The sequence below is a fragment of the Paenibacillus sp. F4 genome (assembly GCF_002894905.1).
GTDB classification, from domain to species: domain Bacteria; phylum Bacillota; class Bacilli; order Paenibacillales; family Paenibacillaceae; genus Paenibacillus; species Paenibacillus polymyxa_B.
The window spans coordinates 484,134-502,591 of sequence record NZ_POVS01000006.1 but is presented as its reverse complement, the minus strand read 5'-3'; the positions used below and the strand labels follow the sequence as shown (position 1 = coordinate 502,591).

General features: G+C 41.4%; 10 protein-coding genes. 1 reads left to right on the top strand and 9 read right to left on the bottom strand.

Annotated elements, in window-relative coordinates:
* Positions 1-38: 38 nt before the first annotated feature.
* A complete protein-coding gene (locus C1T21_RS04825) occupies positions 39-941 on the top strand; it encodes a TetR/AcrR family transcriptional regulator (protein WP_103047423.1) in 903 nt (300 codons plus the stop codon).
* A gap of 128 nt (positions 942-1,069) precedes the next feature.
* Here C1T21_RS04825 and metK read toward each other — a convergent pair whose 3' ends face one another.
* The 9 genes from metK to C1T21_RS04780 all read right to left on the bottom strand — a co-directional run bounded on the left by metK (position 1,070) and on the right by C1T21_RS04780 (position 18,402).
* Entirely contained in the window at positions 1,070-2,272 is a 1,203-nt protein-coding gene (gene metK / locus C1T21_RS04820) for a methionine adenosyltransferase (RefSeq protein WP_013312298.1), read from the bottom strand.
* A gap of 331 nt (positions 2,273-2,603) precedes the next feature.
* Positions 2,604-2,894: an alpha/beta-type small acid-soluble spore protein gene (locus C1T21_RS04815; RefSeq protein ID WP_061831635.1), complete on the bottom strand. Its 291-nt coding sequence runs from the start codon at positions 2,892-2,894 to the stop codon at positions 2,604-2,606.
* 142 nt (positions 2,895-3,036) lie between these two features.
* Complete coding sequence (locus C1T21_RS04810) at positions 3,037-3,615, bottom strand: hypothetical protein (protein ID WP_103047422.1); 579 nt, start codon at positions 3,613-3,615, stop codon at positions 3,037-3,039.
* A 45-nt stretch (positions 3,616-3,660) separates the two neighbouring features.
* Positions 3,661-5,199, bottom strand: a complete 1,539-nt coding sequence (locus C1T21_RS04805) for a stalk domain-containing protein (protein WP_103047421.1) — start codon at positions 5,197-5,199, stop codon at positions 3,661-3,663.
* Positions 5,200-5,298: 99 nt separating this feature from the next.
* Entirely contained in the window at positions 5,299-7,662 is a 2,364-nt protein-coding gene (locus C1T21_RS04800; protein ID WP_103047420.1) for a copper amine oxidase N-terminal domain-containing protein, read from the bottom strand.
* Positions 7,663-8,204: 542 nt separating this feature from the next.
* On the bottom strand, positions 8,205-9,551 hold the full coding sequence (locus C1T21_RS04795; protein ID WP_103047419.1) for an efflux RND transporter periplasmic adaptor subunit: 1,347 nt from the start codon (positions 9,549-9,551) through the stop codon (positions 8,205-8,207).
* 19 nt (positions 9,552-9,570) lie between these two features.
* Positions 9,571-12,708, bottom strand: coding sequence for an efflux RND transporter permease subunit (locus tag C1T21_RS04790; RefSeq protein WP_103047418.1), 3,138 nt, complete (start codon positions 12,706-12,708; stop codon positions 9,571-9,573).
* 352 nt (positions 12,709-13,060) lie between these two features.
* Positions 13,061-17,080: an S-layer homology domain-containing protein gene (locus tag C1T21_RS04785; protein ID WP_103047417.1), complete on the bottom strand. Its 4,020-nt coding sequence runs from the start codon at positions 17,078-17,080 to the stop codon at positions 13,061-13,063.
* A gap of 191 nt (positions 17,081-17,271) precedes the next feature.
* Positions 17,272-18,402 carry a glycosyltransferase family 4 protein gene (locus tag C1T21_RS04780; protein WP_013312307.1) on the bottom strand — a complete coding sequence of 377 codons (1,131 nt, stop codon included), beginning with the start codon at positions 18,400-18,402 and terminating at the stop codon, positions 17,272-17,274.
* Positions 18,403-18,458 lie beyond the last annotated feature (56 nt).

Genomic DNA, 18,458 nt, shown 5'->3' with positions numbered 1-18,458 from the left:
ATGCTGTCGAGTTGGTCGGTCCCTAGGGGGAAGTATGTATGGAAAGTAAAAAAAATGATATTTTACAGGCGGCCATTCGGCTGTTCTCCAGAAAAGGCTATTATTCAACATCTGTTGAAGAAATCGCCAAAGAAAGTGGGATGGCGAAGGCATCCTTCTATAAATATTTTCAAGGAAAAGAAGAACTCCCTCTAGAAATGTGTATCATTCTGGAAAATAACATTGAACAAGACATCCGGGCTCTCTACAGTAAACCTGATCTTTCTAAGCACGATAAACTACATGGTTTTATTGTACTTTACTTGAAAAATCTCGTTGAAAACAAAGTGTATCTCATGATGGATCTTCCTGAGCCTTCCATGCTTATTTTTCAGAATGAACAACTCAATTACGCATTCGAGAATCATGAATATAAATTGTACAAATGGGTTCGCGACTGCCTGATTGATATTTTTGGACCGAGCATTGAAGATCATGCATGGGATATGACCTTTGTACTTAAAAGCATTGTGTTTGAATATATTCGCTTCTTTGCCGATCGGATGAATGATGAAACGATTGAACATCTAACACAGTTTATCATCTTCTTATCCAGTTCCTTGGCAACCAGCCTGAACAATGCTGATTCAGCTCCACATTTGTTCTGGAGCAAGCAAGGCTGGTTACCTGAAAGTGCTCTAAGTAATCCCTTTGACCAAGGCCGTCAAATTAACAGCCTTCTCCACTCCCTGGAAGACAGTATACTGCTCTCTTCGTGGAGTTCAGAGGAGAAACAGGAGTGTCAGCAAATCTACGCTCATTTAAAGGAAGAGGCTCTGAAATCGAACCCTCAAAAAGGCGTCCTGAAAGCCCTTTTTGCGTATTTGGAGCAGTACAAGGAACTGCAAAAGGTTTGTCGTTTACTTAAAAATTTATTGGACCATGCACCGATATCCGAGTAGTCACTCCGTATTCGGTACTTCGGTGCAAATTCTTACTTAACATCGAGACACATCAAAAAAGACTGTTCATGCAAAACATGAAACAGTCTTTTTGGGTTATTGCTTTTATTTTGATAACATACGAGGAATTACAGCCCCGCTTGTTCTTTTAGAATTTCAGCTTTATCTACGCTCTCCCATGGTACATCCAAATCTGTACGGCCAAAGTGACCGTAGGCAGCAGTTTGCTTATAAATTGGACGACGCAGATCCAACATGCGAATGATGCCTGTTGGGCGCAGATCAAAGTTATTACGGATCAATTCAACTAGCTTCTCATCGCTTACTTTACCCGTACCGTATGTATCGACGTTAATCGAGACAGGCGTAGCTACACCAATGGCATAAGCAAGCTGAATTTCCACTTTGTCTGCCAATCCAGCTGCTACGAGGTTTTTCGCTACATAACGAGCAGCGTAAGCAGCGGAACGGTCCACTTTGGTCGGATCTTTACCGGAGAATGCTCCCCCGCCGTGACGCGCATAACCACCATACGTATCCACAATAATTTTACGGCCTGTCAGACCTGCATCTCCTTGAGGGCCACCGATAACAAAGCGTCCTGTTGGATTAATGTAATACTTGGTTTGCTCATCTAGTAATTCGGCAGGAACAACTGGCAAAATAACCTTTTCTTTGATATCTGCTTGAATTTGTTCCAAAGTAGTATCTTCCGCATGCTGCGTAGAAACCACAATAGCATCAATACGAACAGGTTTACCATTTTCATACTCTACCGTTACTTGAGTTTTACCATCTGGACGAAGATAATTCAGTGTTCCATCCTTACGTACTTCAGACAAACGTCGTGCAATACGGTGAGACATAGCGATAGGCAAAGGCATCAACTCAGGTGTCTCGTTCGTAGCAAAACCAAACATCAATCCTTGATCCCCAGCCCCAATGTTTTCCGTTTCTTTATCTACTTCAGCAGGATCACGGCTTTCCAAGGCAGCATTAACCCCTTGAGCAATGTCCGGCGACTGTTCATTCAAAGAAGTCAATACAGCGCAAGTATTATAGTCGAAACCGTATTTCGCACGTGTATAGCCAATTTCCTTAATCGTATTACGTACAATGGATGGAATATCCACGTATTCCGATTTAGAGCTGATTTCACCAATGACGAGAACGAGACCAGTAGCTACCGATACTTCACATGCTACCCGTGCATTAGGGTCATTAGCCAGAAAGGCGTCCAATACAGCATCGGATATCTGATCACAGATTTTATCCGGATGGCCTTCTGTTACAGACTCGGACGTGAACAAATGGCGGCCTTTTACAGACATGAATTTCAACCTCCCACAATTAAAATACATGAGGATTTATTAAAAAATCCTGACATGGCAATGGCATTATTCAGATACCTTCAAGCCAACAAATGGCGGGAGATATCTTGTTACCTTATTAATAAAAAATGAACCTTTTCCGGTAGGAAAAGGTTGCGTACAAGCCTCAAATGCCATGATATCCTATTTAAAACAAGGTGTCAATTCATGCAACCCAATTACAACATTCGAAATTGAGGTAAGTTTACATGCAAATCATTTTCGATGCACATGTAAATAACCCTAGTTTATACACTACTATATAATCAAAAACTTAGAAAATTATTGCTATTTACAATGTACCAAATTCAGATAAGCTACGTTCAGCAGATTGTATCAGTCGCTTAGTAATTTCACCACCAACTGAACCGTTCTGTCTTGAAGTCAAATCACGCCATGCTACATTTTGGCCCCCCGCAAACTCCCCCAATTCTGCAGCAAATTCACTGTCAGCATTGGGATGTATATGAGTATATTGAGGATTATAAACTGGTAGCCCAAACTCAGCAGCGATCTCATACTTCAAATCATCTAACCTGGCACGGCTTTCGGGAATTAATCGTCTTTGACCTCTTGACGCCATCGTATACACCCTCCACTAAACATATTGTCTTTCATGGGGTTAGTGTGCAGCGATTAGGTTCAATTTAGCCAAGAACAATTTGCTATCCCAAGCAGTATTTAAGAAAAAGAGCCACCGAAAGCAGCTTATATACAAAAACAGTTTACTGAACAGTATAACCGCCTCGTACCATAACGACCAGACCAAACTTCTGACCTTCTTTTACTTGAATACCTCTTCCTTCTCTAGGAAAGGATAATAAATGATTTTTTTCGACAGCCTGATTATGGACAATTTCCGTTCCAGAAGTAATATCAATAGCACCACTGGCATCCATACTATACACAACAGCATAACCATTACGTAAAATAAACTCTGACCCTGCTTTGGCAATCAGTTTTTGACCAGGCTTTACATCAACTACCTTTAAAGCCTCTGTCTGCTCTGGTGTGTAAGTTTTTCCTGCACCAGAAGCTCCTGACGCTGTTGTGTTAGAAGTAGCGTTTGTTGTTGGAGTAGTCGAACTAGTCGTTTTACTACTCGTATTACTTGCTGGTGCTCCACCTTTAATTGCCTGAGCAATTTTTTGGTCAACATAGCTTTTGGTTACGACTGGATCATCAGCTGTACCAGGTTGTCCAGAACTGGAGGCACCATTAACTGAATTGTTCATTAAGGAACCAGCAACAATTCCTCCTCCAAGTAAAACAGCAGCCAACGATACTTTATAGCGTGATTTCATGAAGTCCTCCTACAGCAGGTTATAGCAAGTATAGTTAAGTTTTAATTATTGTGCGCTAGCTCCAGAAGAACCCTGCATAGCCCAAGGCTTATCAAAAGCCAACTTCAAAGTATCAATATTTGTAACTATATCTTCGGCCTGTTGCTCAGCAGTAGTGACTTTCAAATTAGCTTCATAAACCTGAAGCTCTGTAGCCAACCCAACATCAAATTGCTTCTTAGCCATATCAGCCGCACTTCTAGCACTCACCAAACCAGCTTGAATCTGTGAATACTGACTTTCTAATGCTTTGATGTTGTTATAGATTGTTCTTACTGCTTCTTCGAGTTGTCTCTTTGTACCTTCTGTAGCATACTGAGCTTTCTCGACATTAAGCTGTTCGGCTTCGTAAGGTGTGTTACCTGGCGTACTAAAATTGTAGAGCTTCAAGCTCAATTCAGCCAAATCCACTTTTTGCTCACTCAGCCAAATAGCCGTGCTGCTGGTAAGTACTTGGCTTACTTTAGTTTCCACATTATCTTTAAACTCAGAATATACAGGTTTATCCTTTAATTCATAACGTTGCTCTGGTTTGTAACCAATCACTTGGTTCAAAGATACATATGCACTATCTAGATCTTTTTTTGCCTTCTCTAAAGCAGCTTGATTTTGAGTCAACTGATTAGTTGCCTGCGTAACCTCATAATCACTCGACATTTGGTTATCTCTTTTAATTTGTGCAACTTTCAGCTTGCGCTCAGCATCTTCAATATTCAATGCAGCCAGTTTAACGGCATTCTGCTTTTGAAGAAGCTTATTGTAAAGATCCTTCACATTGTACTCAATGCCTTCTTTGGTCATATCCAAGTTCTTTTTAGCAGCCTCATAATTAAGGTTCGTTTGAGCATAACCTTTGAAAGCCTTATCTTGACCTTCATCACCTGCTTCTGCTGGGACAAAGTCAATATTCTTGCCTGCTTCTTTCATGATTTTCCCAGCTTGATCGATATTCGTTGTAGCTGTTTTAACTGAAGTACTATCAGCTACAGCCAGTTTAACGGCATCATTATAGGTCAAAGAATCATTATAGTAGGTATCATAAGTAACTTGGGTCACAGGAGCTACGAGAGGCTTACTGGACAAACTATTGGTTTGATCGCCTGTAGTGCTGCCATTAGCTTGATTGGAAATGGTTACTGTTCGTGTAGTCTGATCCCAATTTACTTTGGCGCCTAATGATTGGCTCACAAAACGTAATGGAACGAGTACTTGACCCTTTTGAATTTGAGTTGCTGCATCGAGCTGTACAGGATTACTATTTTTATAAGCAAGTTTAGAACCAACATTTAAAGTTAACGTATCGTCATTTTTAGATGCTGTCACTTTTTTAGCTTTGCTGTCCCAATCGACTTTCGCACCCAAGCTTTCAAAAACACCGCGCAGAGGCACCAAGGTTGTATTTTGACTAACAACTGGGGACTGGGTATATTGCTGAGTTACACCGTTAATAATAACCTTTATATCACCTGGTTGAGCTCCTGCAAGACTGGCGAACGCAGAAGAAAGAACCAATGTGGACAGTACTGCCACTCCAAAACGTTTCATAATTTCTCTCCTTTGTCAATAAGACTAATAAAAGAAAAGGGCTCCAAAAGGAACCCTCTTCTAATCTAATTCAGTTAACTCAAAAGAGTTGCTCTTAAATTAGTTGTTGTTTTCAACAGTTACTGTTTTAGCAGTTGCATCATAGTTGATGGATGCATCCAGCGCTCTGCTCACCCAGAAGATAGGCAGTACAGTACGGTTTTTGTTAGTTACAGCTTTAACGTCCATACGAACCACAGAACCGTTAATAGTCAACAGGTTTGTGTTCAGTTTGATTTGAGCAACGCGGTCACCTTTAATCAGGGTAACTGTGGAAGTTGCTTTGTCAAACAGGATGTTTTGTGGCGATACACCCAAAGCTTCAGCTGCATAACGTACTGGCAAGTAAGTGCGTCCGTTTTCAGCATAAGCAGCTACATCAGAAGTTTTACTTTCGCCGTTCACAGTGTAGGAAGTGCTTCCCAGTGTGAAGACAGCTTTAGTTTTAGTAGCACCTGGAGCTGGAGTTCCAACAGTTGCGATTGCTACTTCAGCAGCTGCAGTGTTGTTGTCTTTCCAGTTTTGAGTGTTGTCAGTTGCGCCTTTGTATGCAGTGTAAGAAACTGCGCTACCTTTCAGCTTAGCAACGATGTCGCCTTGAGCTACAGTACGGTCAACAGTCAGCTTAGGAGCCGAGATTGTGATTGTACTTGGAGTAGCACTTTCGCTGTCGATGTAGAAGCTCAGACGGCCTTTGTTGCTTTCGCCGTAAGTATCAGTAGATACGCTCTTCACTTTAACGTCACCAGCTGTAACTTTTACTTCTGGAGTAGAAGCAAAACGTACGCCTGTTGGCAATTCCAAGATTACTTCACGGCTACCGTCTTTCTTAACGAAAGCTTCTTTAGCAGCTTCAGTGATTGTGATATCGCCAACTTGTTGATCGCCCAGACCGATTGTCAGGGTTGGTTTGGAAGCAGCAGCCAGAGTAACTGCTTGTTTCACAGTTGCAACCTTAACAGTACCGCTCAGACCTTGGCTACCAGCAACATCAACGTTCAGATCGCCGGAGAAACCTGGTTGCGTAGCAACTTCAACGTTTTTGAGTTTCAAAGTACCTGGATCTTTAGAGCTATTAACGTTTTTGAAAGTCAATCTCAAAGTACGTTTGTCGGAATCTGTGTAAGATACCTCTGCTCCACCCAAACCGTTAGTGTTTTCGAAAGATCCGGAAAAGTTGCTACCTGGAGAGTTACTTTCGAAAGTAGACTGCCAACGAGCACCTTCAGGCAAACGCAATGTTACAGTGCGGTTGTTAACAAAAGAACCAGCAACTTTTTCTTTAATTACGATATCACCAATTTTTTGCTCGTCATGACCAGCAAGAATTGTTGTTGGAGAAGCTACGGAAACACCGCCACCGATTTGACCATAGTTACCAACTACAAGGGAGCTAACGTCAGTAGTTGTGTTACCGGAGATACTAACAGTAACATCACCTTCTTTAGCGTTAGTTTCATCGTCAACGTAGAAGCTCAAAGGCAGGTTAAATGTTGTTTCTTTACTACTTTCCTTTTTCAAAGACACAGTCAGAGTGTCACCATCAACATTAGAAACTACATCACCAGATGCGATATCACCAAAGAGAATGCTAGCACTTTTTGGAGCGTTCCATTTAAAACCGCTAGGCAATTTCAGTTTGATGTTATTATTGTTAGCCAAAGCACCAGCTGTTTGTTCTTTCACTTTCAACGTTGCAGTGAAATTGTCTGTGTTAGAAACGGTATCCAAAGCAGACAAAGATACTTGACCGGAAGATACTACGTTTGCAATTGTAACTTCACCGCTAGTAATACCACTCAGGGAAGAAGCATCAATTGTAGCTTTTACAGGTCCATTGCTAGGTCCACTTACATTGATGTTAGCAAAGTTCAGATATACATCAGCGCTATCTTTGGAGTTATCAAAGCCCAGCGTTACTTTTGCAGAGTTGTTAGTCAATTTTTCAACTTTCAGTGCAGTAGCTTCATTATAGCCAGTAGCTGCGACATTCTTATCGAGTGAGTTATCTTGTGGATCAAGATATATACCCAAACCATAAGTAGCGTCAGTAGCGGAAGTAGCACGGCCAACCTGAAGATCTCCAGATTTACCAAATTCAAAGCCTTTAGGCAAAGTAATAGTGAAAGAAGCACCGTCAGCAATAGAAGCTTGGCTAATACTTATTTTAGATCTACCCAAAACAGCATTATCTTGCTGGTTTGAGTTGATACTAGGAGTACTAATTACATTGAAGCTCGAAGCTGCATGGATTGCAGTTGGTGCAGTCAGTGCTGCGATTGGAGCTGCAACACCAGCAACCAATGTTGCTGTTGCCAGCACGTTGATCATTTTTTTGTTAAACTTTGTCATAACCTTTTTTTCTCCTCCTTGAATATAACCAGAAATATTATTTTTGTCTTTTTGTCGGATCTTGTCACTCATCAGTCGTTACACCTCCTTTCCGAGCTTTATGAGAACCCTTATAAAATGATATCTGTGACAATATCACAGAAGCTTGGAATCTAGTTGAAAGAAAGCGTCCATTTATGACGTACTCCAGTATTATACAATGTGATAACAATGCAGTAAAGATTTTTTTTAGCGAATTTTGTCTTTACGCTTTTGTACCCCTTTGTTTCATACTCACCCAATTAGACGTAGCATGGGTTCAAAAAGTTGCGTCCGTTTCAAAAAAAATTTTTATTTTTTTTGATTATGTATTCCGCTTCCCACAGTCATAATTATACTATTAAACCTGTTCTTCCGTCATCCTACAACTTTTACCTTATCAACCTTAAATGTACAAGGTTTATTTTCGTACATCTAACTCGGTCTTTAATGGAGTATATTCGTTAAGAATTATCCATAGAATATATAAAGTACATAAAGTCTATAGATTCCCTTGAGATCTAATACTCTAATACACTTTAAGTAGTAGGAATGACGGAGTAACAGTGATTTACGATATATATAACCGAGACAAATTACTTCACTACATTAATCTTCGCGCCATCCGTAAGCAGACTAACACCCTTAACGACAACATTTTGTCCTTCAGCAAGCCCCTTGGTTACCTCAACCTGTTTGGCACTTTCCTGGCCTGTCTGCACCTCTACCCGCTTAGCCACTGTTCCCTCCACTACATAAGCATACTTTTTCCCTGCCTGCTCGGTAATGGCATCCTGCGATACCAAAATGTTTTTGGGAGCTTCTGATTTCATGTATACAGTTACAACCATCCCTGATTTTAATTCACCAGAACCATTAGGAACCGAAATCTCGACAGGATATGCCTTGAGATCATTATCCATTACCGGATTGACGGCTGATACTCTGGCCTCAATTCGCTTATCTAAGGAGTCCACACCTACAGTCACAGATGAACCCACCTGCAACTTAAGAAGCTCAGATTCAGAAACGTTGACTTTAGCAATAATAGGATTGGTATTCGCAATTGTAGCAACTGCGGATTGTGCACTAACCATTTGCCCCTGGGTTCCTGTTACTACTGATATTGTGCCAGAAATCGGAGCTTTGACTACAGAATCCACCAATTGGCTACGTGCTGTGTCTAAACTGGACTTAGCTTGATTAACAGAAGCACGAGCTACGTCAATGCCCGTTTTCTGTTGTGCAAGACGCAATGATTTAAGAGCATTATTATATGTTGTTTGTGCACTTTCCTTGGATGTTTGCGCATTATGAAGTGTGATCTGTGCATTCTCCACCGCAGTTAAGGCCCTTCTATGCGCTATTTGAGACTGCTCTAACTCGGATTGAGAAAGAGCACCCGCACTAAACAGCTGTTGGTTGCGATTAAGCGTATTTTGAGCATCACGCACGGAACTCTGAGCATCTACCAGACTGGTCTGAGCTTGAGTGATCGTGTTGTCTTGCTGGACAAGCGCACTTTTGGCTTGATCCACGCTGGATTCTGCCTGCTGCACCGATTGCGCTGCACCTGACTCTGCCTGCTTTAAATTGGCCAGGGCAACCTGGTACGACTCCTGAGATTGCTTAATGGAGTCCCGCAAGTCCTTTTGGTCTATAGTAAACAATGTGTCGCCCTTATTTACTTTTTGCCCCACTGTAAGGTTAATGCTTTGAATTTTGCCACTAATTTTCGGAGACACCTGAGCCGTCTCTTTGGGAGCAAAGCTTCCAATAATACCTGTTGAATCGTTAATGCTGCCCTTGGTGACTTTTGCCACTTGGACCGGAGTGGCCTGTTGGGCCGTAGTCGGTGCGGCAGGGGCCTCCCCCCCACCGCAACCCGCTAATGCAACTGATAAAAGCAAAGTTGTAGCAATCAGAGCACTTTTTTTATTCATTATGTTTCTCCACCTCACCTTATATATGAACACTTTTTTGTAGTTTCGCTTCTTTTTTCAATTCTCTCTTCGCTTGTCTTTTTAATTTCCGATTCTTACGTTTTTGTATCATATTATCCATGATGACGTAGACTACCGGAATAAGAATCAATGTAATAACAGCTGCGAAGGATAACCCGAATACAACAACAACTGCCATCGGTGCTTGGGTTTCGTTACCCTCTCCTGTAGCGAATGCCATTGGGAGCAAAGCTAGTACAGTAGCCAGCGTGGTCATCAAAATCGGACGCAACCGCTCAGACGCTCCATGAATAATAGCTTCATCCCGATCTTGACCGTCTTTTCGGAGCTGAATTATAAAGTCAATCATAACAATGGCATTGTTGACGACCAACCCGACGAGCATGATGTAACCCGTCAAAGCTGAAACGCTGAGACTCGCCCCGGTTACAGCTAAACCGATAAGCACACCAATTACCGTAGGTGGAACGGAAAACATAATAACAAACGGTGTGAGCAACGATTCGAACTGTCCTGCCATAACCATATAAATGAGCACGACAGATAGCAAAATTGCTATCGCTAAGTTCATGAAAGACTCCATCATTTGTTCATTTTGGCCGCCACCCGTATCTGCACTGTAGCCCTCTGGGAAGTGAGTAGTCTTCAAAAGAGCATCTATTTTTTGATTAATAGTAAGAATATCCCCTGTTCCGCCAATATCAGCTGTAATCTGCACTTGACGCGTTTGGTCTTCACGAGTAACAGTATCGGGTACAGTCCGTTTATCAATACTTACTACGGAAGACAAAGGTACATCAATACCTTGTGGAGTGGTAATCCGCAGGGCTTGTAGATTTGACAAATCATGGCGATTTTGCTCTGGCAATGATATCTTCACATCAATCTGATCTTCACCTGTACGATAGCTTGTGGCGACTGATCCATTAAAAGACGTATTCACTGCAGATAAGATTTGAGTTGCTGATAAGCCATATCGACTCGCAAGCTCCCGATTAACGGTAATCTCATATTCTTCGCGAACCGCACTCAAGCTACTTTTCACATTGACCGTACCCGGTATTTTTTTCACATCCGCAACGAGATTGTCCGAGAGTTCTCTCAGGACGTCAATATCGTCACCTTTTAGATTAATGTTAACAGCCGCACCGCTTGAAAGGCCTGTTGTGGACGTTAGTGTGATCTCTGCATCCGGAATACTATCAAATTTCTTACGAAGGCCCTCAACTACAACATCTGTTGGCTGATGCCCATCCTTGAGCGTAACACTTAAATCTGCCGAGTTGGTTGGAGTCGCACCTGAAAAGGCAGAATTACCACCAGACCCAACTGTCACTGTCATTTTATCCAAATCAGGAACTTTCAATATTTCTTTTTCTATATCTTGAACAACCTTTTCCGTTTCTTCCAAGACCGTTCCATTAGGAAGTTTCACATTAACTGTGAATTCCCCAGTATCGGATGCTGGGATAAATTCAGCCTTAACGAAAGGAACTAGAGCCCCAGCTGCCACGAACATTAATAAAGTAATAATTAACACAGATTTTCTATGGTTGATTCCCCACTTCAGTATACGGCGATACCCACCCTTAAATTTCTCGAAGCCAATATTAAACCACACAATAGGGTTAACGCCCTTATAAGTACCTGAAGAGTATATGGATTCATCCGGTACGGTAGGTAGCCAACGTGAACCGAGCATCGGCACAATCAGAAGGGATACGACCAAGGCTGCAATGTGAGAGAAAATAACTGTTAACGCCAACGGTTTAAATAGAACTCCCGCTATTCCATCAACAAAAACAACTGGTAAAAATACTACGATCTGCGCAAGTGCAGATGCCATAACGGCATTACCCACCTGCTTGGAGCCATCAATAGCCCCTTGTAGCATACTTTTCCCTTCATGCCGCTGTCTAAAAATATTCTCAATAATAACAACGGCAAAGTCGACAAAGGATCCTAGCCCCAGAAGCAAACCGCTAAGTGAAATAATATTAATGGTTTGTCCGGTGAAATACATCATCATAAATGTTGCTACGAAAGAAATTGGAATAACAATAGTAGCAATAATGGTAGAACGTATACTATTCAAAAATAACAGCAACACAATGGCTGCGATAATAAGTCCCAATATAGCATGCTCTACTAGTGAGTGTACGGAGTCGCTAATAGGTTTGGAAGCGTCTGTTACCATCTCCAGTTGAGTCCCCGGAGGTAATTCCTTCCGTATGGAATCTAAACTTTCCTTCACAGAATTGGCGATGGAAAGGGTATTTCCCCCTGTAGCTTTAGTAACAGAAATATTGACACTTGGCTTTCCATTATAGGTAGAAATGGTCGTAACTTCATCCAAGGAATCTTCAACTGTCGCAATGTCCTTTAGCTTAACGCTTCCTTTCCCTACTGGAATTGGCGTTTCACCCATTTCTGAAACAGCTTTATACTCACCTTGAACCCGAAGTTGAATTTCTGTAGTACCTCGGTAGACCGAACCAGCAGAACCAGCTACGTTATTAGACGATAGCGCCTGGTTGATTTGATCCAGCGTAATGCCATAGCTTTGAAGCTTGGCCTGATCTACAGTAATCTTCACAAGTCGTTCTTGCCCACCTGACATGCTGACTGAAGCTACACCCGCAATTCTTTCAAGCCGTGGCTGGATAATATCTTTAGCAATAGGCTTCAGCTTGTTAATCTCTTGGTCCCCTGTAAAAGAGAGGGTAATAACCGGCGTTGCATTAAGATCTAATTTAAGTACGCGCGGTGAATTTGCCGCCTTTGGAAGAGACCCTCTGACCCCATCAATTTTGTCTCGCATGTCGAGGGTTGCCTGATTTATATCTACTCCCCAATTAAATTGAATGATGACCATAGATGATCCTTCTGAAGATTCGGACTGGATCGTATCTACATTCTCAATAGAAGCCAGACTCTTTTCAATAGGTTTGGTCACCAATTCCTCAACTTCCGTCGGTGTCGAGTTCGGAATACTGGTCGCTACCACAGCGATAGGCAACTTCATATCCGGCATCTGCTCGACAGGAAGCCTTAACGCAAAAATACCGCCCCCGATTAGCAAAGCAATAATTAACATAAATACTGTTACAGGACGGCGTATTGAAAACTGAGACATCTCATCACTCCCCACTCACTTCTCTATGTAATATTTAAGCACACACATCCACTACTACGATGAAATAGGCGTAAAGTTTCAGATAAATGTGCAAAAAAAACATATAAAAAAATAATAAACACATTTTGAGATAAACGCTTAAAAAAAAACAGTTAATGACATACGTTTAATGTGAATCGAAAATAAAAAACGTTGTAATGCTTAGCCAAAGTTTTCATCTCATTGATATTATGGCATAGGCCCTTAATCCCAGTCAAATAGCTGATTTATAAAAAACATCCCTCTCATGTATATGAAAGGGAATTACCATTTCGCATGGAGGGATGTTTAATAAATTCAGGTGTTTTGTTGATTAGATTTTAGGAAGCAGTTTTTTATCAGCCATAACTTTAGCTACAATAATCGCTGCATCTCCGCGCAAGGTCAAGGAAGTAGGATTAAACATATATCCTTTTTTCAGATCACTTGCATCCACAGGTGACCCTGTGATAAAGCCTTTCTTGGCGATAGCCAATATAGATGCTTGCGCATAGTAATCAATCTTGTCCGCATCTTTAAAGGTCTTAGACAGGTTCTTCATGATCTTGTCATGATCTGTTTCCAGCTTCAAATTCAATGCCTTGGCAATAATGACTGCTGCATCTTGACGCGTGATTACATCTTCCGGCATAAAGATTCTTGGTTGTGAACCTTTGACAATACCGGCACGCGCAGCTGTTTCAATATAACGATAATCGTATAGAGCATCTGCTGATATCGTATTTGGAATAGACACGTCGTCGAAATGCTTCGCTCCACTGAAATTAAGCGGAATTTGCAGACCTTTGACAATCATAGACGTGAATTCGCCTCTTTTAATGTAGCTGTCAGGTCCAAAGCTATTAATTGGATCCATTGGGTTCATGACACCTTTGGCCAAGATAGCTTCGATGTAATCTCTAGCGTATTTGTGCTTAATGACATCACTATACGTTTCTCCAACCTTAGCAACTACATAGTAGCCAAAACGATCAAACGGTACCTTAATGGTATGTTTTTTCGGATCCACCACACCACCAATGTTCTGCCAATCTTTAAGATCAGAATCGAAATAGAACACTGTCATTTGTTTCCCTGCATCCTGAGCAATACTGCTATCATACGTCAGCGTCAATGTAGCACGCTTGGATGGTACTAACTCGTTAGATGGGTCGCGCCAGTAGAAGTTTTTGATCTTGCTACTGTCATTTTGCGACTTGTTAGCCAATTGATAAGGATCAGCACCATAAGTTACCGGATCGTAATCATCCGTTTTAATGTCATCTGCTGTACCTGGATCAATCCAGAATACCGGACTCGACATATTAAAGCGGGCCGGAAAATCTCTGTTGAAGTATCTACTTCCATCTGCAATCAAGCTCTGCATATCGGACAATGCTTTTTCAGTTTCAAATTCATGACGGTCAACCACACCATCTTCGCTATTTGCTATTGCAAAGTACAAATTGTGACCAGAGAATACCTGGTTTTTGAACTGTTGCGGTTGATCGTAGTCCCGACGAATCAGACTCGTTCCCTTTGCAAAAGCAAGTGTAAGATTACCATCAAACACTTTGTGCGATGTTTTCATCGCTTCCATGTACTGCTCGCCAGGGATATTAGTAGGCACATATTTAACAGTAATGGTCTGTTTCAGTTTTTCTTTGCCTACAGTAACCACTACATCAATTTTATTATCTTTGTTGGCTTTTAGACCTGTAACGATGGCTTTGTAAGTTGATGGATAATCAATGGTGCCATCATAATCAGAGTCGAAACCCTCTTGAACTGCTGTTTCTTTACCTACCGTAACACTATCTGCATTACCTGCATTTACAACAACTTGCACAAAGTTTTGATTCACGATTCTCTTTTCAGGGAGCGGACGCAAAATATCAAAAGATGTGGATTGACCGGATACTTGCAGTCGGAAAGTAGCAAATGGTCCGCTCTTACCGCTATTGTACAAGGTAATGTTATAAGCTACTGGTGTTCCATCTTGCGAAATAGTTTGGTTTTTCAACACAAAGCTGAAATACTTTTTGTCTGGATGGTAGTACACAAGCAGGTCTTTTAAATCTTTATTTGTAAATTTATCTGTAGTAGAACCAGAATTGTATGTTGTCTTAGCGTCTTCTGCTGAGAAAAACTCGTTACTCAACGTCCAGTTGACTTCACTGTCATCCGATCCCTTAATCTCCAAAATATATTGATCTTTATTAGCAATATCACTTAACGAACCATTTACCTGATCTGCTTTACCCAAATCAGCAATACTGAAAGTACCAAATACATTGATATTTTTCAGAGATGTATTGTAGTTAGTATCATCCACTTTGGTGAAATTAGCATCTTTTGATTTCGGAGCAATTTCGCTATATTTCGGCGTATTGCTCAAGCCGCTAACTGGTGTAAAAGGGATGATTCCTTGTGTGTTGGGAACAGGAATTACTGGAATATTCGTCTGTGTAAAGTTTACTTTTACCGTATTGCTATACTCAATACCTGGCTTGTATACAAACTTGATTTCATTATTCCCGTTCGCCAAGGCATTGGCTGCGGCTGTCTCCGAGGAACCAGCAAGCTTGAAGTCCGCTCCTGAACCATCCAAATCAACCAATACATTATTAATATACAGGAATACATTTCGGTTACTTCCAGTGTAATGAATATCTGCTGCGTTGCTCACATCAAGCAATTTACCTTTAAAGTTGCCCAGCTGAGTCAATTTATAGGTATTCAAGTTTGAGCTGGATGTATTCAACGGAATTTGTTGCCCATCATAAATCGTGTCGTATTTCATAAACGGACCCTGCAACAGATTCACCGTTGCTTTAATTAACTTGGTCGAGTCACCATTCAGATAAAAATTCAGTACATTTTGTCCTTCTTTAGGCAAAGTGTCTACATAAGCAACAATTTTCTTCACTTGCGTTGACTTACCATTGATTGTACGAATCACATCTTGAGGCGATCCTACAATGTGAACCGATACTCCAGAAAGCTCACTAATTGAAGAAGGTGCGCCATTAACAACGATAAACTCCATACCTACAGGTACAGATGCAGCATCTGTAGTCTTGTTCTTCATAGAGCTACCTGTTAATTTCATAGCTTCATCTAGGGCAGCTGCCTGATCAGACCCGCTTCCATTAGTTCTGTTCAACAATTGAGTATTAAAATCAGGAAGATAGTTAACATCATCAATATACGGCTGAGTGCTGCTGCGCAATGTAAATTGGACAGCAGATGGAGCCGGTGGTGTACTGCTATCCGTATAAGTTATGCCCAGGGATGCTCTGGTCAAATGATCAAGTACAGCTTCCGAAGGTACAGTCACCTGAAATGGATATACTTTATAACCATTTGATGTAACTACATTTGCAGTATCAATTGTGGCATCAACCCCAGTCGCACTACCCACAGCACTACCATTGTTACTCACATCGGTAAAACGTGCATTGATTGTGGCCACTCCTGGATCAGTTGCACCGCCTGGCACCAAAACATTACCTTTTAAAACCACACCACTTGTAGACGATACGGTAAAGTCAGGCGAAGTGGCCAAATCAGCAGAAACATTCCCATCCTTATTCAGGGTCAAATCAGAAAATTCCGGTTTACCCGTATAAATCGTAATTTCACGTGTAACTGTAAGAGCCTGAGTTCCGTTATTCACTTTAATGGTCACTATATTTTTACCCGGACTCAGTACAACACTACCCGTTAGTTTATAGCCAGTGTAAGAGCTGACATTATACGTATTACTGCTTTTTGCAGACGTGAGCGTTACACTGTCAGCATTAGGAGCCGTACCTTGAATGACTACTTTCACATCATCCGTACCGCTATTGCGTGCGTCTGTCAGCACCGCTGTCTGATTCTCAAGCAACTGCTCGGTTTCACCATTCAACGTAGCAGATAGATCATAAAGCTTAGGCCCATCCTGATACTCAATGTAAATGGAGTCCTTCATATCAGCCGAATTTTGGCTACTTTGAAATGTAATCCGGTTCAAACCAGGAAACAGTTTAATGTCTGTAACTTTAAGCGTAGAGCCACTGACTGTAATTCCGCCTTTTTGACTCTCGTTCTTATTAACCACGTTAAGGTTTGTTCCATTTTTAGAGAGTTGGAATACACTATAAGATATAGTACTTCCGTTCACTCCGTTAATCGTACCGTTAACTGTAACTCGGTCAGTGTTTACCATTCTAGCCGAATCCACATCATATTTTTCACTTGGAAAAATAAAATAAGTTCCCGTCGCAGCATGAGCCGTACCTACCAGGGCCGCCGGCACCAAGCCAATGATGAGACCAACCGTCAGCAACATGGATAGCAATCGTTTCAAATCATTGTCCTCCTTTGATTCTGTCGCACCTTGGGGTACGTAATCATTCAATACTTTTTTTATCGGTAGTAAACATACAAAAAATTAGTAAATTCTCAAAAAAGGAGGGAGTTTTTTTACAGCAAACATCAAAAAAGCCTTCAAACCCGCGGTATACCGCCAAGCTTGAAGGCTTACTTTTTAAATTAAAATTATAATTTCGAACGCGTTTGGGAATCTGGCTTAGCCAGCAACCGAATCAGTGTGTTTATAACTGGGCGTTTGGTTTTGCCAACAAGACCAATAACCTCTGCACCGATCTGTAGGAAGAACATCATAATACAAATCACGACAAAGGTGACCCAGTTCGCTTCATTAAGCGCAGCAGACGATTGAATCACGGCCAATACACCGAAAAATGCCGCAATACCGTAGATAATCAACACCGTCTGTCTGTGACTGAAACCTAGTTCGCGTAAGCAGTGATGCAAATGACCTTTATCCGGAGAGAAAATCGGTTTTTTCTGCAACTTGCGACGAATGATAGCAAAGAATGTATCTGACAAAGGTACACCGATAATAATCAATGGCGTAATAAAAGATACGATAGCAATTTGCTTGAAACCAAGCATGGATAGCATGGCCAGACAGAAACCTAAAAATAATGACCCTGTATCACCCATAAATATTTTCGCAGGATGAAAGTTAAAAAATAAGAATCCGATAATACTGCCCAGCAGTACAAGACAAAGCATAGCTACCATGTAATTGCCCATCAATACCGACATCACAAAGATAGTCCCAATCGCAATTCCTGAGACACCTGCAGCCAGTCCATCCAGACCGTCAATCAAATTGATGGCATTCGTTACACCTACGATCCAGAAAATCGTAAGCGGAATGGAAATCCAGCTTTCCAAAGATGAGTATGCATCTTGAAAAGGTACATTTACAAAATCTACACGAATATCAAAAGCAAACACGACCATACACGCAACGGCAATTTGAGCCAAAAATTTCAATTTTGCATTAAGATCAAAACGATCATCGAGAGCACCAATCAGTGTAATCAGCGTGCCGCCAATCAGAAAGGCTGCGATAAAGTTAATATCCCGAGAGGACAGCATTCCGTCAGGCACAAAAGGTAACACCGCCAATAAGGACAACAGAAATGCCAAGAAAATCCCCAGTCCGCCAAGACGCGGCATAATTCGGGTATGTACTTTTCGGGCATTCGGTACATCGACGGCTCCAACCTTCACAGCGAATTTCTTGACGAGCGGTGTCAGTAACAGCGCAAGTCCCAGTGCCATGATGAACCCAATAATATAGATCAATAACATTTGATCATTCGACCCCCAATTTTAAAGCAATCCCTTTTCAGATGTAACCGCATTGA